Consider the following 18,566-nt stretch of genomic DNA (forward strand, 5'->3'; position numbering starts at 1 on the left):
CATTAAGAATCCATGTCACTTTGAGTGCCCACACAGATTGTCTGATAAATTGTTAAAGAGCAGTGCAACGCGGCTTTCGCTCACCGTTGCGAGGTCCCGTATATTACGTTTTCCTCATTCAGAGTCAAGTGATTATTTTCGCTTTTCTCTGTTGGCGTTCATCTCTGAACCCCGCTAACCCGGCGGCCTGTAAGCCGTTGTTCCGTGTCAGTGGAGGCGCATTATAGGGAGTTCTCAGACGTTGACAACCCCTCTTTTAAAAAAAACTTTCAACCGTCTCTTTTTTGCTCAAAACCGTGCTATAGCGCCAGTTTTTCGAGCGTTTCAAAGCCATAACGGCGTAAAACGGGTAAAAGTTGTTCAGTTTCTTTTGTTAACGCCATACAAAACGCGATATTCGCATCCGTAGATTTCGCATCCGGGGCTTCATGCTCCAGCAACCAGGCCGTACGACGGGCGATAGCCGCACCGGAATCCACCAGGCGAGTCCCCTCCGGCAGCACCTCTAATAACTCTTCATGGAGTAGCGGGAAGTGGGTACAGCCCAACACAACGGTATCCGGGGGTTCAGGCATCCGCAGCCACGGACGAAGAATACGACGCAGCTCGTCGAGTGATACCGCCTTGCCATGCAGCTTCGCTTCCGCCATCTCTACCAGCTCAGCCGAACCGAGCATCGCAATCTGGCATTCGTTGGCGAAACGGTCGATCAGCTCGCGGGTATAAGGACGCTTTACCGTACCTCGCGTGGCCAGCAGGCCCACAATGCCGTTCGCCGTCAGACGCGCGGCAGGCTTTATTGCCGGGACGACGCCCACAACCGGGAACTGGAATTTTTCACGCAGGGCGGGAAGAGAAACGGTGCTCGCCGTATTACACGCGATAACGGCCAGCGCAAGGGGATAACGCTGTTGTACCGCAGTGACGATTTCCACCACGCGCTCGACAATAAAATCTTCGCTCTTTTCCCCATACGGGAAAGCGACGTTATCGAAGGCGTAGATGTAATGGAGATCCGGCAGGAGATGCCGAATCTCATCATAGACCGAAAGCCCACCGACGCCGGAATCAAACACCAGCACGGTAGGGCGCGGATTAGAAGGTGTAGCTGCCAGACAAGGTGTATTCCCGTCCTGCAGTTTGGTAGCCATAAACTGTCTCGTAATCTTTATCGAACAGGTTGGCTATTTTACCACGAACTGTAAGGTGTGAGGTGACAGGATACGAAACTGCGACATCCCACAGGCTTACACCGCCCATTTTTACTTTCTCAGACGGGTAAGTACCAAAGTCAGTGTCGTAACGCGTACCGAGATAGTGATAAGTCAGGCTCCAGTCGAAATCATAGATCTGCGTGTCGAGCTGATATTTCACCTGCTGCTTAGCACGACGATCCAGAAGTTCGTTGGTTGCGGCATTTCGGGCATCTACGTAGTCATAGCCAACAGTATGCGTCAACGGACCCGTATCAAACGATGCTGTCGCTTCAACACCTTTAATGCGCGCTTTACCGACGTTGTAATATTGCTGAAGGTTATTATCGAAGTCGATGAGATTATCAACGTCATTACGGTAGCCGGATACGCGCCAGCTCACGCCCGCCGTCAGGCCTTCAAACGCACCTTCCCACTGCTTGCTCTCTTCTGGATCAAGATGGTCATTGCCATAGAAACCGTAGAGTTGACCCAGATTCGGTGCTTTATAGGCCGTACCATAAGAAGCAACGAAACGGTAACCCTCCACGAACTCCCAGGCCGCACTGCTTTGCCAGGTGCCATGACGACCGAACTGAGAGTTGTCATCGCTGCGAACCGCCCCTTCCAGGGTGAAGTCACCAAACTGCTGCAGCCCGGTCAGGTAGACGCCGGTGTTACGCAGGTCGTAGCCGTTGGTCACGTAGTTTGTACCCGGCTCGGTGCTCTGCTTCTGCCAGTCAACGCCCGCGCCAATGTTCCCATGGCCAACATCAACGGAGTTGAGCCACTGGACGTTGTACTGTTTGATTTCATCCAGCGTGGCTGTCGAATCGTAGCGGCCTAAATTTGGGTCGTAGTTATAGTCCTTGCTGTGGCTATAGCTGGTGAGCAGCTGCGAATGGAGGATGTCATCGTTGAAGCGCAATCCTGCATCCCAGGTCTGGCTATAGAGCTGGCGGGTATCGACCAGTACGTCAGGGGTAAAGGAGCTGTAGTAGCCGTCGTAGGCCGTACGGTTGCTGTAGCCAAAGCCGCGCACAAAACCGCTCCACTGGTCTGAGAATGCGTGATCCAGTGCGCCGTAGAGCGTTTTATTCATAAAGCCGTCGCGATCGGTCTGGGCAAGGCCACCATTGTTGCCGTCCGCAACCACATCAAACCCTTTGGTATAGGTGTAATCACCCGCAAGCGTGACGCGCGTGCTGTCGCCCAGTGTTTGCTGAGTACTGCCGCCATAATTCTGATAGCCGCGTGAGCCTACGCCAGCATTCAGCGTGGTACCGTCCTTCGCACGAGTAGTAATAATGTTTACGACACCACCAATCGCATCTGAGCCGTATACCGCCGAACGCGGTCCACGAACATATTCGATTCGCTGCACCAGGGAGATTGGGAACTGGCTGAGATCGGACGACCCCGTGACGCCCGCCTGGTTAAGGCGGATCCCATCTACAAGGATCAGAACGTGGCTGGAGTTGGTGCCACGGATAAAGAGAGAGGAGAGTTGCCCCATCCCACCACTTTGCGCCGTATCCACGCCGGGCAGGCGACGCATAACGTCCAGCACCGAGGTTGACTGCCAACGGTCAATATCGGCACGCGTCACAACCGAGGTTGCTGCCAGAATAGTTTTTTCAGGTTGTTCAAAACGATTTGCCGTCACCACCAACGAGTCTGCGCTATCCTGCGCCCAGCCCGAAAATGCCGTGACGGACAACGCCGTCAGCAGCGATACTTTTTTAATCATTGTTAAAGCATCCACAATATAAGAAGGATGCCGCAGGCCTCATCGATAGCACGCGATGATGAAACCAAATGCGACGTGATCCCGGCAGGTCTTCGGGCTAGGTGGCTATATAAGGATGAAGACTTCCCATTTTCACAGTGTCTACAACGCTCATCCCGCCAGTCTTTACCGCTGCGCGTCAGCTCCAGATTTACACTGGATTCCCTTTTCACTCTCAGGAGACCGGAAACAGAATGCTACAATTAGACACGTATGGATGTCCAGACAGCTATTGGCCATTAAATCTGGACATCCCCTGAACAATCCCTACAATCGCCGCGTAATTCTTTATCACTCAGGACGCATCATGACCCCAGAACACCTCCCGACAGAACAGTACGACGCGCAGCTGGCAGAGAAAGTCGTCCGCCTGCAAAGTATGATGACGCCTTTCAACGCGCCCGTTCCCGAGGTGTTCCGCTCTCCTGTCAGCCACTACCGCATGCGTGCAGAGTTCCGCATCTGGCACGACGGTGACGACCTGTACCACATCATTTTCGATCAGCAGACGAAATCCCGCATTCGCGTGGACAGCTTCCCGGCAGCGAGCGAGCTTATCAATCAGCTGATGACGCTGATCGTTGAAGGCGTGCGTAACAACCCGGTGCTGCGCCACAAGCTGTTCCAGATTGACTACCTGACCACGCAAAGCAATCAGGCCATTGTCTCACTGCTGTATCACAAAGCCCTGAACGACGAGTGGCGCGAGCAGGCCGAAGCCCTGCGTGATGCGCTGCGTGCGCAGAACATCAACGTTCACCTGATTGGCCGTGCGACAAAAACCAAAATCATGCTGGATCAGGACTACGTCGACGAGCGCCTGTCGGTGGCGGGTAAAGAGATGGTCTATCGTCAGGTGGAGAACAGTTTTACCCAGCCGAACGCCGCGATGAACGTGCAGATGCTGGAGTGGGCGCTGAAGGCGACGGAAGGGTCTAAGGGCGATCTGCTTGAACTCTACTGCGGTAACGGCAACTTCTCGCTGGCACTGGCGCGTAACTTCGAGCGCGTTCTGGCAACCGAAATCGCCAAACCGTCGGTGGCCGCCGCGCAGTACAACATTGCCGCCAACCATATCGACAACGTGCAGATCATTCGTATGGCCGCAGAAGAGTTCACGCAGGCAATGAACGGCGTACGCCAGTTTAACCGTCTGGAAGGAATCGATCTGAAGAGCTACCAGTGTGAGACGATTTTTGTCGACCCGCCGCGCAGTGGCCTGGACAGCGAAACCGAGAAGATGGTGCAGGCGTACCCGCGTATTTTGTACATCTCCTGTAACCCGGAGACGCTGTGCAAGAACCTGGAAACGTTAAGCCAGACGCACAAGGTTGAACGTCTGGCGCTGTTCGATCAGTTCCCGTATACGCACCATATGGAGTGCGGCGTACTGCTCACGGCGAAGTAATGTGGCCTTGTAGGGCAGGTAAGCGAAGCGCCACCTGCCAAAAAAGCCGGATGGCGCTTCGCTTATCCGGCCTACAATGACAAAAACCTTTACTCCGGTAACTGGCTCTTACGGCTACGCATGCGCGAGCCAATCCAGAACACCAGCGCAACAGACAGTACCGCAGGGAAGAAGTTAGAGCCGATATCCGGATACTCCGCGCGCACCACCGTGCTGTACAGCAATACGCCCAGAATAAAGCAGGCGGCGGCCAGCCCCGGTAACCCCACCGGCATGGTGCGGTTCAGGTAGCGTTGATGCAGGCAGTACACCGTCAGCACCAGCGCAATCAGCGGGAAAATCGAAAACGGCACGATGGAGCTAAAAATAGCGGCGAACGTACCATTAATGGATAAGCCAGCGATCAATGCCAGCAACAGCGTCCCTTTATCCTGACCTGACTGTTTCATTACTCACCTTCACTCTTCGGTTTGATGTGCCAGTTTCTCTTGTTCACGGCGATACCAGTAGTACGCGCCTTTGGAGATCATCCTGAGTTGCAATACCAGTCGCTCTTCAAGCTGCTTGCGTTGTTCAATGCTGACATCCAGCGCTTCGGCACCTGCGCTGAAAACAATCGTCACCATCGCCTCGGCCTGTGCTTCGGTAAACGCACGCGGCATATGGTTTTCGAGTTCAAGATAGTCGGCAAGTTCCGCGATGAAGTGCTGAATTTCACGCGCGACGGCGGCACGAAACGCCGCCGACGTGCCCGAACGCTCGCGCAGAAGCAGACGAAACGCGTTGGGGTTATTGCCGATAAATTCCATAAACGTCGACACGGAGGTGCGGATCACGCTGCCGCCTTTGGCGATACGCTGACGCGCCTGGCGCATCAGCTGGCGCAGCATCAAACCGCTCTCGTCGACCATAGTCAGGCCCAGTTCATCCACATCACGGAAGTGACGATAGAAGGACGTTGGCGCAATCCCGGCCTCGCGTGCAACCTCGCGCAGGCTCAAACTGGCAAAACTTCGCTCAGCACTCAGTTGACTGAATGCGGCTTCCACCAGCGAACGCCGGGTCTTCTCTTTTTGTTGTGCTCTTACGCCCATCACGATAGTTGAATCCTTCCAAAGGCCTGATGGCACTATACCAGAGAATAAAATTAATCTGTTTACCTGGCTTTGTGAATGATTGTTTACGTGCGGTTTGTGCTCCACTGCCGGAAAAAAGCACAACGATAATTGGGTTACTCTGGCAATGATGTTATGATTCTGTTGCTTTTATGTATAAGAACAGGTAAGCCTTACCATGCCACATTCCTACGATTACGACGCAATAGTTATTGGTTCCGGCCCCGGCGGCGAAGGCGCTGCTATGGGTCTGGTGAAACAGGGAGCCAGAGTAGCGGTCATTGAGCGCTACCATAATGTCGGCGGCGGTTGCACCCACTGGGGCACCATCCCTTCGAAAGCCCTCCGCCACGCCGTTAGCCGCATTATCGAATTTAACCAGAATCCTCTTTACAGCGACCACTCCCGACTTCTTCGTTCCTCTTTTGCCGACATCCTTAATCACGCGGATACCGTCATTAACCAGCAGACGCGCATGCGTCAGGGGTTTTATGAGCGTAACCACTGTGAAATTTTGCAGGGCAACGCGCATTTTGTTGATGAACACACCCTGGCACTCGAATGCCACGACGGATCGGTTGAAACCATCACCGCTGAAAAATTTGTGATTGCCTGCGGTTCACGCCCGTACCATCCGGCCGACGTGGACTTCTCGCACCCGCGCGTCTACGACAGCGACTCGATTCTGAGCCTGCACCATGAACCCCGCCACGTCATTATCTATGGCGCAGGGGTCATTGGTTGCGAATATGCGTCGATCTTCCGCGGAATGGACGTCAAAGTTGACCTGATCAACACCCGCGACCGCCTGCTGGCCTTCCTCGATCAGGAGATGTCGGACTCCCTCTCCTACCACTTCTGGAACAGCGGCGTGGTGATTCGCCACAACGAAGAGTACGAGAAGATCGAAGGCTGCGACGACGGGGTGATCATGCACCTCAAGTCAGGCAAGAAGCTGAAAGCGGACTGCCTCCTGTACGCCAACGGCCGAACCGGCAACACCGATTCCCTGCAGCTGGAAAATATCGGGCTTGAAACCGACAGCCGCGGTCAGCTGAAGGTCAACAGCATGTATCAGACCGCCCTGCCGCACGTTTACGCGGTCGGCGACGTGATTGGCTACCCAAGCCTGGCCTCCGCCGCTTACGACCAGGGACGCATTGCGGCTCAGGCGCTGGTGAAAGGCGAAGCGACGGCGCATCTGATCGAAGATATCCCGACGGGTATCTACACCATCCCGGAAATCAGCTCAGTCGGCAAAACCGAGCAGCAGCTGACGTCAATGAAGGTGCCTTACGAGGTGGGTCGTGCGCAGTTTAAACATCTGGCGCGGGCGCAAATCGTGGGGATGAGCGTGGGAACGCTGAAGATCCTGTTCCATCGCGAAACGAAAGAGATCCTCGGGATTCACTGCTTTGGTGAACGCGCCGCGGAAATCATTCATATCGGCCAGGCGATCATGGAGCAGAAAGGTGGTGGTAACACCATTGAGTACTTCGTCAACACCACCTTTAACTACCCGACCATGGCGGAAGCCTATCGGGTAGCCGCGCTGAACGGCTTAAACCGCCTGTTTTAACGCGCTGTCAAAATGGCCATCCATCGCACCGCGGATGGCCTCTGCCAGCTGCTCATAGCGGCTGCGCAGCGGTGAACCCGGGCGATAAACCAGGCCAATCGTACGACGCGGCTCTGGCTTAATGCACGGCAAGTAGACCACGCCATCACGCTTACGCTCGTGCGGCACCGCCAGCGCAGGCAGCAGCGTAATACCGCTTCCCGCCGCGACCATATTTCGCAGGGTTTCCAGGCTGGTTGCGCGGAAGTGGGTATCTTCATCAGCACCCGCTTCGAAACAGAAGCCCATCGCCTGGTCGCGCAGGCAGTGGCCATCTTCCAGCATCAGCAGCTTTTCACCTGCCAGATCGGCCATCGGCACGCGATCGCGGTTCGCCCACGGGTGATCTTCATAGATCGCCAGCATCATCGGCTCATCGAACAACGGCACTTCAATAAAGGCCTCACTCTCTTTTACCAGTGCCAGAATGGCGCAGTCGAGCTTGCCGCTGTCCAACTGCGCCAGCAGCTGATGCGTCTGCGCTTCGTGCAGGTACATTTCGAGTTTCGGGAACGTCTGGTGCAACATCGGAATGATGTGCGGTAGCAGGTACGGGCCAACGGTTGGGATCAGGCCAATATGCAGCGGGCCGGACATCGCCTCCCCCTGCTGGCTTGCCATTTCCTTGAGCACTTTGACCTCGCGCAGCACGGTGCGCGCCTGATCCACCAGCAGAAGACCTGCCTGTGTGAACAGAACCTTACGACTGGTGCGCTCCAGCAGCATCACGCCCAGCTCGTCTTCAAGCTTGCGGATCTGGCCGCTCAGCGTGGGCTGGCTGACGTGGCAGGAATCTGCCGCGCGGCGAAAGTGACGATGCTCGGCTAACGCTACCAGGTATTCAAGATCACGAATATTCATTATTCATCCTCCGTCGCCACGATAGTTCATGGCGATAGATAGCATAGCAACGAACGATTATCCCTATCAAGCATTCTGTTGAATAATACACCACATAGACGAGGCGGCACGTGTTTGACCCTTGACGTCCCCGCACCGTCAGCGAGTTTCTCTCAAAACTCGAACAACTAAAGCCAACGTGAACTTTTGCGGACCCCGTGGTCCGCTTTTTTTTTGCGTAAAAAAGCCCAACTCAGGGTTGGGCTGGGGTTTTGTAGGTCGGGTAAGGCGAAGCCGCCACCCGACGTTTCAGGCATCAAATCAGGCGGTTTTTCGCCTCCGCAATGGCCTGCGCCACCTGCTTAGGCGACACGCCGCCTTTCGCCGCACGCTTATCCAGGCAGGACTGCAGCGCCAGAATCGGATACACATCATCCCCGATAGCCGCGCTGAATTTTTGCAGATCGGCCAGCGCCAGATCTTCCAGCGGTTTACCCTGACGAATGGCTTCCACTACCGCTTCACCGACAATATGGTGCGCTTCACGGAACGGTACGCCCTTCGCCACCAGATAATCCGCCAGCTCGGTAGAGTTCGCATAGCCCTGCTGCGCCGCTTCCTGACAGCGCGGACGCTTCACCTGAATGCCGTCCAGCACCAGCGCGCCCATATGCAGACAGTCGAGCCAGGTGTCGAGCGCGTCGAACAGCCCCTCTTTGTCTTCCTGCATATCTTTGTTGTACGCCAGCGGCAGCCCTTTCAGGGTCATCATCATGCCGGTCAGCGCGCCCTGCACGCGGCCACATTTCCCGCGGATCAGCTCCAGCGCGTCCGGGTTTTTCTTCTGCGGCATCAGGGATGAGCCTGACGTCACGCGGTCGGACAGCTCAACGAAGCCCGCTTCACCGGAGTTAAAGAAAATCAGATCTTCGGCAAAGCGCGACAGGTGCACCATGCCGATAGACGCATTGGAGAGCAGCTCCAGCACGTGGTCACGGTCAGAGACGCTGTCCAGGCTGTTACGGGTGGCGGAGGCAAAGCCCAGCCAGCCTGCCAGCTGTTCACGGTCGATTTCGTAAGCGGTACCCGCCAGCGCGCCGCTGCCCAGCGGGCTGACGTCCAGACGCTTCAGGGTATCCTGCAGACGGCTTTCGTCACGCGCCAGCATCTCTACATAGGCCAGACACCAGTGCGCAAAGGTCACCGGCTGCGCGCGCTGCAGGTGGGTATAACCCGGCATCACCGCGTCCTGATTGTTCTGTGCGGTCTCCACCAGCGCGGTCTGCAGCTGACGGTTAGCCGCCAGCAGCTCCGCGACGGTATCTTTACACCACAGCTTCAGGTCGGTCGCCACCTGGTCATTACGGCTACGCCCGGTATGGAGCTTTTTACCCAACTGGCCGACTTTGTCGATCAGTTTGCCTTCCACCCAGCTGTGAATATCTTCGGCATCGCTCTGCAGAATTTGCTGCGGATCCAGACGCACTTCTTCCAGCAGATTGTTCAGCGCCTCTTCCAGCTGCTGCTGTTCGTCTGCGGTCAGTACGCCAACGGTCACCAGCGCTTTGGACCAGGCCACAGAGCCGACGATATCCTGTTCGGCCAGGCGGTAGTCGAAGCGCAAAGAGTCGTTGAACTGTTTGAACCGCTGATCCGCTGCCTGTGTAAAACGCCCACCCCAAAGTGCCATAACGAATTTCCTTAATGATGATATTTTTGCCCGGTGGCGCTGCGCTTACCGGGCCTACAAAATTCACGTAGGCCGGATAAGCGAAGCGCCATCCGGCACAGAATCTTAAGCCAGAATACGCGTGCCAATCGGCGAGCCGTTAAACAGCGCCGGAAGCTGCTCCGCGTGACGCCAGGAGGCGATATCAACCGGACGGCCCAGCGTGCGCGCCGCATCCAGCGCGGCGTTCACTTTGACGATCATGCCGTCGGTGATGATGCCCTGCGCAATCAGCTGCTCGGCTTTTGCCGCAGTCATTTCCGCAATGCGCTGGCCTTTACCGTCCAGAATGCCGCTCACGTCGGAGAGCAGGATCAGGTCCGCACCCAGCGTTGCCGCCAGTGCAGTTGCCGCCTGGTCAGCGTTAACGTTCATCAGCTCGCCCTCTTCGGTCACGCCGATAGAGCTCACCACCGGCAGGAAACCGCCTTCCAGCAACGTGTTAATCAGCTTAGGCGAACCCGGCTGCGCCAGTCCAACGTGACCGAGCGCTTCGTCGAGCTGGGTCACTTTTACGCTGTCGCCATCGCCCAGATAGAGGCCAACGGAGGCAATGTGGTGTTTCTTCGCCCAGGACAGCAGGGTTTTGTTCGCCGTACCCGCCAGCGCACCGGTGATAATGTCAATCTGATCCGCAGGCGTCACGCGCAGGCCGTTCTTCTTGATCACCGGCAGGTTGAGCCCTTTCATCAGCTCATCCACCACGCAGCCGCCGCCGTGCACAATCACCAGCGGACGTTGGTGTGATTCGCGATAGTTCACCAGCGCGGTAAACAGACGCTCCAGCGCTTCTTCGCTGTCCAGCAGTACACCACCGAGTTTGATAATTAATGGGTTCATCATCACACCTTAAATAAGAGCCTGCGTTTCCGGGAAACCGAAACGAATATTTGCACACTGCATTGCCTGAGCGGCAGCGCCTTTCAGTAAGTTATCTTCTGCGGCCACCACGATGAGATGCTCACCCTGCACGGCAAAGCCGATGTCGCAGAACGGCAGGCCGACCACATTTTTCAGCGCCGGCACGCCTTTGTCGTACAGGCGCACCAGCGGTTTGTCCGCATACGCCTGCGTGAAGACCTCATTCACCTGCTCTTTGGTCACGCTAGGCTTCAGGCGGCAGGTAATGGTTTCGAGGATCCCACGCGGGAAGCTGCCCAGATGCGGGGTGAAAATGACGTCCGCGCCCAGATGGGTGGTGATTTCAGGATGATGGCGATGATTAAACACGCCATACGGCTGAAGGCTCACTTCGCAGAAGCTGTTGGAGATGGCGGCCTTGCGCCCTGCTCCGCTCACGCCGCTGGTGGCGTTGATCACCGGCCACTGGTTCAGATCCAGCAGCCCGGCGTCGATCAGCGGTTTCAGCGAAAGCTGTGCCGCCGTCGGGTAGCAGCCCGGGACAGCAATCAGATCCGCTTCTTTCAGTTTATCTGCGCTCCACTCCGCCAGGCCGTACACCGCTTTTTCAAGCAGATCCGGATGCTGATGGGTGAAACCGTAATATTTTTCGTAGAACGCGCCGTCGTTAACGCGGAACGCGCCGGAGAGGTCGAAGACCACGCATCCGGCTGCCAGAAACTGCGGCGCCAGGTCGTGGCTGACCTCGTGCGCGGTGGCTAAAAACACCACGTCGACGCCGTCGGTAAACTCGCTGATGTCAGACATGGGCTGCAAAGGCAGATCGACAATGCCCAAAAGCCACGGATGCAAATCGGAAATTAACTTTCCTGCATCATTGCTTTGCGCTGACACGGTCAAAGCGGTTATGGTCATATGTGGATGGCGATTCACGTAGCTTACAAGCTCTGCGCCCGCATAACCGCTAGCGCCTACAATCAGCGTATTCAACATCGGGTTCCTTTATGCTCAACGTTAATGTATTTTTATTCACATTTATTGCATGAATATTGATACTATCACGACCTAAGGTGTGTCAACAATGAAAATGAACTTACCGCCATTTATCGAGATCTACCGCGCCCTGATTGCCACACCGTCCATCAGCGCAACGGAAGAAGCGCTGGATCAGAGCAATGAGTCTTTAATCAATCTGCTGGCGGGTTGGTTTAGCGATCTTGGGTTTAACGTTGAGGTTCAGCCCGTCCCCGGCACTCGTCACAAATTTAACCTGCTCGCCAGTACCGGAACCGGTGCGGGCGGCCTGCTGCTGGCCGGTCACACCGACACCGTGCCGTTTGACGATGGCCGCTGGACGCGCGATCCGTTCACCCTGACCGAGCACGACAACAAGCTCTACGGTCTGGGCACCGCAGACATGAAAGGCTTCTTCGCCTTTATCCTCGACGCGCTGCGTGACGTGGACGTGACGAAGCTGAAAAAACCGCTCTACATTCTGGCGACCGCTGATGAAGAGACCAGCATGGCGGGCGCGCGCTACTTCTCAGAAAACACGTCGATTCGTCCGGATTGCGCGATCATCGGCGAGCCGACGTCTCTGCAACCGATTCGCGCGCATAAAGGCCATATCTCTACCGCCGTGCGCGTGCTCGGCCAGTCCGGCCACTCCAGCGATCCGGCGCGCGGCGTCAACGCCATTGAGCTGATGCATGACGCCATCGGCCGCATCATGACCCTGCGCGACGATCTGAAAGAGCGTTACCACTATGAGGCGTTCACCGTGCCGTATCCAACGCTCAATCTCGGCAGCCTGCACGGCGGTGATGCCTCGAACCGTATCTGCGCCTGCTGCGAGCTGCACATGGACATCCGACCGCTGCCGGGCATGACCCTGAGCGATCTGGATGGTTTACTGAACGAAGCGCTGGCCCCGGTGAGTGAGCGCTGGCCGGGCCGCCTGACGGTCTCGGAACTGCACCCGCCGATCCCGGGTTATGAATGCCCGCCGGACCATCAGCTGGTCGAAGTGGTGGAAAAGCTGCTCGGTGAAAAGACTGACGTGGTGAACTACTGCACCGAAGCGCCGTTTATTCAGACGCTGTGCCCGACGCTGGTTCTTGGCCCTGGTTCCATCAACCAGGCGCACCAGCCGGATGAATATCTTGAAACCCGCTTTATCAAGCCCACCCGCGAACTGATTACCCAGGTTGTACATCATTTCTGCTGGCATTAATGACCTTTCCCCTCTCGGAAGAGAGGGGAAAATCCCGCGATCTCCTTCACATTTCCATAAGCATCTCTTATCTGACGCAATGCGAATTAAATTTCGTAAATTGCCCACATTTATTCGTTTGCTGAACCGTTTTCGCAGCAATTGACGACGGGGGTTTTACGTGGCTTTATAAAGGGAGATGACAAAATAATGTCCAGAAGATTTTCGCCTGGGCATAAACAAAAATGATGGGGTGACTGGGTTTTTATGAACGAACAATATTCCGCGTTGCGTAGTAATGTCAGTATGCTCGGCAAAGTGCTTGGAGATACCATCAAAGATGCGTTGGGGGAGAACATCCTCGACCGCGTTGAAACCATCCGCAAGCTGTCTAAATCTTCCCGTGCCGGTAACGAGGCCAGTCGTCAGGAGCTGCTCACCACCTTGCAGAACCTCTCGAACGACGAGCTGCTGCCCGTTGCACGCGCATTCAGCCAGTTCCTGAACCTGGCAAATACCGCTGAGCAATACCACAGCATTTCGCCAAACGGCGAAGCGGCCAGCAACCCGGAAGTCATTGCCCGCACCCTTCGTAAACTGAAAGACCAGCCAGACCTCAACGAAGCCACCATCAAAAAAGCGGTGGAGTCACTTTCGCTGGAGCTGGTACTGACCGCTCACCCAACCGAGATCACCCGTCGCACCCTGATCCACAAAATGGTGGAAGTGAACAACTGCCTGAAGCAGCTGGATAACAAAGACATTGCCGACTATGAACGCAACCAGCTGATGCGCCGCCTGCGCCAGCTGATTGCTCAGTCCTGGCACACCGATGAAATTCGTAAGCATCGCCCAAGCCCGGTCGACGAAGCTAAATGGGGCTTTGCGGTGGTGGAAAACAGCCTGTGGGAAGGGGTACCGAACTACCTGCGCGAGCTGAACGAACAGCTGGAAGCGAACCTGGGCTACCGTCTGCCGGTCGACTTTGTGCCGGTCCGCTTTACCTCCTGGATGGGCGGCGACCGCGACGGCAACCCGAACGTCACCGCAGAAATCACCCGTCACGTCCTGCTGCTGAGCCGCTGGAAAGCGACCGATCTGTTCCTGAAAGATATTCAGGTGCTGATCTCCGAGCTGTCGATGGTAGAAGCGACGCCGGAACTGCGCGCGCTGGCCGGTGAAGAAGGTGCCAGCGAGCCGTACCGTTTCCTGATGAAAAAACTGCGCGGTCAGCTGATGGCCACTCAGGCCTGGCTGGAAGCGCGCCTGAAAGGCCAGCGTCTGCCAAAACCAGAAGGCCTGCTCAGCCAGAACGAACAGCTTTGGGAGCCGCTGTACGCCTGTTATAAATCGCTGCAGGCCTGCGGGATGGGCATCATTGCCAACGGCGAACTGCTCGACACCCTGCGTCGCGTGAAGTGTTTCGGCGTGCCGCTGGTACGTATCGACGTTCGTCAGGAAAGTACCCGTCATACCGAAGCGCTGGGCGAGCTGACCCGCTATCTCGGCATCGGCGACTATGAAAGCTGGTCCGAAGCCGACAAGCAGGCGTTCCTGATCCGCGAGCTGAACTCCAAGCGCCCTCTGCTGCCGCGCAACTGGGAGCCAAGCAACGATACCCGCGAAGTGCTCAACACCTGTAAAGCGATCGTGGACGCACCGAAAGGATCGGTCGCCGCCTATGTGATCTCCATGGCGAAAACCCCGTCCGACGTGCTGGGCGTTCACCTTCTGCTGAAAGAAGCGGGAATCGACTACGCCCTGCCAGTTGCTCCGCTGTTTGAAACCCTCGACGACCTGAACAACGCCAACGACGTGATGAGCCAACTGCTGAACATCGACTGGTATCGCGGCTTTATTCAGGGCAAACAGATGGTGATGATCGGCTATTCCGACTCCGCAAAAGATGCGGGCGTAATGGCGGCATCCTGGGCGCAGTATCAGGCGCAGGACGCACTGATCAAAACCTGCGAAAAAGCCGGTATCGAGCTGACCCTGTTCCACGGACGCGGTGGCTCCATTGGCCGTGGCGGCGCGCCTGCTCACGCGGCACTGCTGTCACAGCCGCCGGGAAGCCTGAAAGGCGGCCTGCGCGTGACCGAGCAGGGCGAGATGATCCGCTTCAAGTACGGCCTGCCGGAAGTGACCATCAGCAGCCTGTCGCTTTATACCAGCGCGATCCTCGAAGCCAACCTGCTGCCACCGCCGGAGCCGAAAGCCTCCTGGTGCCACATCATGGACGAACTGTCGGCTATTTCCTGCGATCTGTACCGCGGCTATGTGCGTGAAAACAAAGATTTCGTGCCTTACTTCCGTTCAGCCACGCCTGAACAGGAGCTGGGTAAATTGCCGCTGGGCTCGCGTCCTGCAAAACGTCGTCCGACCGGCGGCGTTGAATCCCTGCGTGCAATCCCGTGGATCTTTGCCTGGACGCAGAACCGCTTAATGCTGCCCGCCTGGCTGGGTGCCGGTGCCGCACTGCAAAAAGTGGTGGAAGACGGTAAACAGAGCGAGCTGGAAACCATGTGCCGCGACTGGCCGTTCTTCTCTACCCGTCTGGGAATGCTGGAGATGGTCTTCTCGAAAGCCGACCTGTGGCTGGCGGAATACTACGATCAGCGCCTAGTGAAGCCCGAGCTGTGGGCGCTGGGCAAAGAGCTGCGCGAACTGCTGGAAGGCGACATCAAAGTGGTGCTGGACATCGCTAACGACTCACACCTGATGGCGGATCTGCCGTGGATTGCCGAGTCTATCCAGCTGCGTAACATCTACACCGACCCGCTGAACGTCCTGCAGGCAGAGCTGCTGCACCGTTCACGTCTGGCGGAAGAAGAAGGGAAAGAGCCGGATCCACGCGTTGAACAGGCGCTGATGGTGACGATTGCGGGCGTTGCGGCGGGTATGCGTAACACCGGCTAATGCTTTACGCCCGGCGGCGCTGCGCTTGCACGGGCCTACGATAAGTAGGCCGGGTAAGCGTTAGCGCCACCCGGCAAATTTCGGTAGTCTCCTTATGCATTCCGATATCACCCAGATTTTGACAGACCTGGTGAACCGCACGTTACCGCTGGGTCAGATTCATTTCTCAGCGCTGGCTGAACAGCATCCCCGAACCTCTCCCTGCCTCGGCATTACCCTTGACACACCCTGCGAGGCGATTTTTTCTTTTTTTGGACAAATTACGCATCCTGCGCCTCACGCCCTGAGCATACATTTCGGTAAGCAGCAGCTTACAATCGAGTTACAGCATGACAATGTGCTCTTACAACAACTCCAGGTTGCCCGACGTGGTCCGCGAACGGGGGCTTTTCTTCTGCAAACGCTCACCGAATTACAGATGCAGCCAGAAGAGCAGGACACAGCAAGGCTGGTGGTTTTAAGCCTGCTCAGCCACTGCCGGGATCTGCTTGGAAGCGAAATTCACACCGACAGCCGCAGCCGGGCACTGTTCGAAGCCGTTCGGAGCTATATCGAAGAAAATTATGCCTCTTTGTTAACTCGCGAATCCGTGGCACAGGCGTTCTACATCTCACCAAACTACCTTTCCCATCTATTCCAGAAAGTCGGCAGCGTCGGATTCAATGAATATTTAACAAAAACGCGCCTGGAACATGCGCGTCAGCTGCTGAAAGGCTACGATCTCAAAATTAAAGATATCGCCACACGCTGTGGATTTACGGACAGCAACTACTTTTGCCGTCTCTTTCGCAAGCACACCGAACGTTCCCCTTCCGAATATCGACGCCAGTACCACAGCCAGCTGATCGCCAAAAAGTAGCATTGTGATCGCTCTCTCACTTCGCCAAGGACATTACATTTGTCCAGTATTTGGCAAAATTGACCTGTATTCGCCGCGCCTGGGTGCGCCGTATCCTTTATTCAACCTTTCTGACTTAAGGAAAAATAATGGAACTGTACCTGGATACCGCCAACGTGGCGGAAGTTGAACGCCTGGCGCGCATTTTTCCCATTGCGGGCGTCACCACCAATCCGAGCATCATTGCCGCCAGCCGTGAATCCATCTGGGACGTGCTGCCGCGCCTGCAACAAGCCATCGGGCCGGAAGGCACGCTGTTTGCTCAAACCATGAGCCGCGATGCCGAAGGCATGGTGGCAGAAGCCAAACGTCTGAGTAACGCCATTCCGGGCATTGTGGTGAAAATCCCGGTGACGGCTCAGGGACTTATCGCAATTAAGGCATTGAAAAAAGAGGGGATAACCACGCTGGGCACCGCCGTTTACAGCGCGGCGCAGGGCTTGCTCGCCGCACTCGCAGGGGCGAAATATGTCGCGCCGTACGTCAACCGCGTCGACGCGCAGGGCGGTGACGGCATTCGCATGGTTCAGGAACTGCAGTCCCTGCTGGAGCTGCACGCGCCGGACAGTAAAGTGCTGGCCGCCAGCTTCAAAACGCCGCGTCAGGCGCTCGACTGCCTGTTGGCAGGATGTGAAGCAATCACGCTTCCCTTAGACGTAGCGCAACACATGCTCGGTACGCCGGCGGTAGAGTCAGCCATAGAGAAGTTCGAGCAGGACTGGAAAAACGCGTTTGGTAACCTCAACCTCTAAGGGAGAACTGTTATGGACCGTATCATTCAATCGCCGGGGAAATATATCCAGGGCGCGGATGTGCTGACCCGTCTCGGCGACTATCTGAAACCCCTGGCAAACCGCTGGCTGGTCGTCGGCGATAAGTTTGTGCTGGGTTTTGCCGAAGACACCCTGCGCCAGAGTTTTAAAAAAGCCGAACTGCATGCCGAAATTGCGCCGTTTGGCGGCGAATGTTCGCAAAATGAAATCGATCGTCTGAAAAAGCTGGCCGACAGCGCCGACTGCCTGGCGGTGCTGGGTATTGGTGGCGGTAAAACGCTGGATACCGCGAAAGCGCTGGCTCACTTTATGGACGTGCCGGTCGCCATTGCGCCGACTATCGCTTCCACCGACGCGCCGTGCAGCGCCCTTTCCGTTATTTACACCGACAGCGGCGAGTTCGATCGCTACCTAATGCTGCCGCACAACCCGAACATGGTCATTGTGGATACGAAAGTGGTTGCAGGTGCGCCTGCACGTCTGCTGGCCGCCGGGATTGGCGACGCGCTGGCGACCTGGTTTGAAGCACGCGCCTGCTCGCGCAGCGGCGCGACCACTATGGCCGGGGGTAAATGCACACAGGCGGCATTAGCGCTCGCCGAGCTGTGCTACAACACGCTGGTTGAAGAGGGTGAAAAAGCAATGCTGGCGGCGGAACAGCATGTGGTGACGCCTGCGCTGGAACGCATCATCGAAGCCAACACCTATCTCAGCGGCGTCGGCTTTGAAAGCGGCGGGCTGGCGGCTGCACACGCTATTCATAACGGCATGACGGCGGTGCCGGACGCGCATCACTTCTATCATGGGGAGAAAGTGGCGTTTGGTACGCTGACGCAGCTGGTGCTGGAAAACGCGCCGGTAGAAGAAATTGAGACCGTCGCGGCGCTTTGCCACAGCGTAGGGCTGCCGATCACCCTGGCACAGCTGAACATCAAAGAGGATATTCCGGCCAAAATGCGTCTGATTGCCGAAGCCTCATGTGCGGAAGGAGAAACGATCCACAACATGCCGGGGGGCGTCACGCCGGATCAGGTGTATGCGGCGCTGCTGGTGGCAGACCAGTATGGACAGCGATTCCTGCAGGAGTGGGAGTAATAAAAAAGCCGGGTGGCGCTGCTGTATGACCGGATACATAGGTGACAGATCAGACCGGGAACATAGGTAACACTTTTAGTCTATCCGCACCACACTCTGGGTTTTTCGGTCGTAGT

General features: G+C 56.4%; 15 protein-coding genes and 1 riboswitch. Of the genes, 7 read left to right on the plus strand and 8 right to left on the minus strand.

Features of this window, described 5'->3' with window-relative positions:
• Positions 1-299: 299 nt before the first annotated feature.
• Both murI and btuB read right to left on the minus strand, forming a co-directional pair.
• Positions 300-1,151 (minus strand): glutamate racemase, encoded by an 852-nt coding sequence (gene murI / locus ACOTXF_RS22835; RefSeq protein ID WP_008501780.1) that lies wholly within the window; start codon positions 1,149-1,151, stop codon positions 300-302.
• Positions 1,096-2,943, minus strand: a complete 1,848-nt coding sequence (gene btuB, locus ACOTXF_RS22840) for a TonB-dependent vitamin B12 receptor BtuB (RefSeq protein WP_047745748.1) — start codon at positions 2,941-2,943, stop codon at positions 1,096-1,098. Before btuB ends, murI begins: the two co-directional genes overlap by 56 nt.
• Positions 2,944-3,009: 66 nt before the next feature.
• Positions 3,010-3,185, minus strand: a riboswitch (cobalamin riboswitch).
• Positions 3,186-3,289: 104 nt separating this feature from the next.
• Here btuB and trmA point away from each other — a divergent pair.
• Positions 3,290-4,390 (plus strand): tRNA (uridine(54)-C5)-methyltransferase TrmA, encoded by a 1,101-nt coding sequence (trmA, locus tag ACOTXF_RS22845; RefSeq protein WP_047745750.1) that lies wholly within the window; start codon positions 3,290-3,292, stop codon positions 4,388-4,390.
• Positions 4,391-4,479: 89 nt separating this feature from the next.
• Here trmA and ACOTXF_RS22850 read toward each other — a convergent pair whose 3' ends face one another.
• Together ACOTXF_RS22850 and fabR are read right to left on the minus strand one after the other, a co-directional pair.
• Positions 4,480-4,839 (minus strand): YijD family membrane protein, encoded by a 360-nt coding sequence (locus ACOTXF_RS22850; protein WP_008501783.1) that lies wholly within the window; start codon positions 4,837-4,839, stop codon positions 4,480-4,482.
• Between the two features lie 9 nt (positions 4,840-4,848).
• Positions 4,849-5,487, minus strand: a complete 639-nt coding sequence (gene fabR, locus ACOTXF_RS22855) for an HTH-type transcriptional repressor FabR (RefSeq protein ID WP_008501784.1) — start codon at positions 5,485-5,487, stop codon at positions 4,849-4,851.
• Positions 5,488-5,683: 196 nt separating this feature from the next.
• Here fabR and sthA point away from each other — a divergent pair, with 196 nt between their 5' ends.
• Positions 5,684-7,084 (plus strand): Si-specific NAD(P)(+) transhydrogenase, encoded by a 1,401-nt coding sequence (gene sthA, locus ACOTXF_RS22860; RefSeq protein ID WP_008501785.1) that lies wholly within the window; start codon positions 5,684-5,686, stop codon positions 7,082-7,084.
• On the opposite strand, the gene oxyR is transcribed toward sthA, so the two are convergent.
• The 4 genes from oxyR to argC form a co-directional block, all read right to left on the minus strand.
• Entirely contained in the window at positions 7,067-7,984 is a 918-nt protein-coding gene (gene oxyR, locus ACOTXF_RS22865) for a DNA-binding transcriptional regulator OxyR (protein WP_008501786.1), read from the minus strand. The genes sthA and oxyR overlap by 18 nt on opposite strands.
• Before the next feature lie 295 nt (positions 7,985-8,279).
• Positions 8,280-9,653 carry an argininosuccinate lyase gene (gene argH, locus ACOTXF_RS22870; protein WP_025912294.1) on the minus strand — a complete coding sequence of 458 codons (1,374 nt, stop codon included), beginning with the start codon at positions 9,651-9,653 and terminating at the stop codon, positions 8,280-8,282.
• A gap of 105 nt (positions 9,654-9,758) precedes the next feature.
• On the minus strand, positions 9,759-10,535 hold the full coding sequence (argB, locus tag ACOTXF_RS22875; RefSeq protein WP_102063213.1) for an acetylglutamate kinase: 777 nt from the start codon (positions 10,533-10,535) through the stop codon (positions 9,759-9,761).
• Positions 10,536-10,541: 6 nt separating this feature from the next.
• On the minus strand, positions 10,542-11,546 hold the full coding sequence (argC, locus tag ACOTXF_RS22880; RefSeq protein ID WP_045416928.1) for an N-acetyl-gamma-glutamyl-phosphate reductase: 1,005 nt from the start codon (positions 11,544-11,546) through the stop codon (positions 10,542-10,544).
• A gap of 88 nt (positions 11,547-11,634) precedes the next feature.
• Here argC and argE point away from each other — a divergent pair, with 88 nt between their 5' ends.
• The 5 genes from argE (at position 11,635) to gldA (ending at position 18,450) form a co-directional block, all read left to right on the plus strand.
• Entirely contained in the window at positions 11,635-12,786 is a 1,152-nt protein-coding gene (gene argE, locus ACOTXF_RS22885; protein ID WP_008501790.1) for an acetylornithine deacetylase, read from the plus strand.
• Positions 12,787-13,032: 246 nt separating this feature from the next.
• Positions 13,033-15,684 (plus strand): phosphoenolpyruvate carboxylase, encoded by a 2,652-nt coding sequence (gene ppc, locus ACOTXF_RS22890; protein WP_008501791.1) that lies wholly within the window; start codon positions 13,033-13,035, stop codon positions 15,682-15,684.
• A 94-nt stretch (positions 15,685-15,778) separates the two neighbouring features.
• A complete protein-coding gene (locus tag ACOTXF_RS22895; protein ID WP_008501792.1) occupies positions 15,779-16,543 on the plus strand; it encodes a helix-turn-helix transcriptional regulator in 765 nt (254 codons plus the stop codon).
• A gap of 128 nt (positions 16,544-16,671) precedes the next feature.
• The gene (gene fsa, locus ACOTXF_RS22900; RefSeq protein ID WP_021242818.1) at positions 16,672-17,334 is read left to right on the plus strand and encodes a fructose-6-phosphate aldolase; all 663 of its coding nucleotides are present in this window, start codon (positions 16,672-16,674) and stop codon (positions 17,332-17,334) included.
• A gap of 12 nt (positions 17,335-17,346) precedes the next feature.
• Positions 17,347-18,450 carry a bifunctional L-1,2-propanediol dehydrogenase/glycerol dehydrogenase gene (gene gldA, locus ACOTXF_RS22905; RefSeq protein ID WP_032675651.1) on the plus strand — a complete coding sequence of 368 codons (1,104 nt, stop codon included), beginning with the start codon at positions 17,347-17,349 and terminating at the stop codon, positions 18,448-18,450.
• The last annotated feature ends 116 nt before the right edge of the window (positions 18,451-18,566 follow it).

Origin of the sequence: Enterobacter cloacae complex sp. IR53041 (genome assembly GCF_049238285.1) — a bacterium.
Classification (GTDB): domain Bacteria; phylum Pseudomonadota; class Gammaproteobacteria; order Enterobacterales; family Enterobacteriaceae; genus Enterobacter; species Enterobacter roggenkampii.

Excerpts from the sequence above, each read along its gene's own strand:
- murI (WP_008501780.1), bottom strand. The coding sequence starts at position 1,151 with ATGGCTACCAAACTGCAGGACGGGAATACACCTTGTCTGGCAGCTACA.
- argB (WP_102063213.1), bottom strand. The coding sequence starts at position 10,535 with ATGATGAACCCATTAATTATCAAACTCGGTGGTGTACTGCTGGACAGC.
- sthA (WP_008501785.1), top strand. The coding sequence starts at position 5,684 with ATGCCACATTCCTACGATTACGACGCAATAGTTATTGGTTCCGGCCCC.
- trmA (WP_047745750.1), top strand. The coding sequence starts at position 3,290 with ATGACCCCAGAACACCTCCCGACAGAACAGTACGACGCGCAGCTGGCA.
- ACOTXF_RS22850 (WP_008501783.1), bottom strand. The coding sequence starts at position 4,839 with ATGAAACAGTCAGGTCAGGATAAAGGGACGCTGTTGCTGGCATTGATC.
- btuB (WP_047745748.1), bottom strand. The coding sequence starts at position 2,943 with ATGATTAAAAAAGTATCGCTGCTGACGGCGTTGTCCGTCACGGCATTT.
- gldA (WP_032675651.1), top strand. The coding sequence starts at position 17,347 with ATGGACCGTATCATTCAATCGCCGGGGAAATATATCCAGGGCGCGGAT.
- ppc (WP_008501791.1), top strand. The coding sequence starts at position 13,033 with ATGAACGAACAATATTCCGCGTTGCGTAGTAATGTCAGTATGCTCGGC.
- oxyR (WP_008501786.1), bottom strand. The coding sequence starts at position 7,984 with ATGAATATTCGTGATCTTGAATACCTGGTAGCGTTAGCCGAGCATCGT.
- argC (WP_045416928.1), bottom strand. The coding sequence starts at position 11,546 with ATGTTGAATACGCTGATTGTAGGCGCTAGCGGTTATGCGGGCGCAGAG.
- ACOTXF_RS22895 (WP_008501792.1), top strand. The coding sequence starts at position 15,779 with ATGCATTCCGATATCACCCAGATTTTGACAGACCTGGTGAACCGCACG.
- argH (WP_025912294.1), bottom strand. The coding sequence starts at position 9,653 with ATGGCACTTTGGGGTGGGCGTTTTACACAGGCAGCGGATCAGCGGTTC.
- argE (WP_008501790.1), top strand. The coding sequence starts at position 11,635 with ATGAAAATGAACTTACCGCCATTTATCGAGATCTACCGCGCCCTGATT.
- fsa (WP_021242818.1), top strand. The coding sequence starts at position 16,672 with ATGGAACTGTACCTGGATACCGCCAACGTGGCGGAAGTTGAACGCCTG.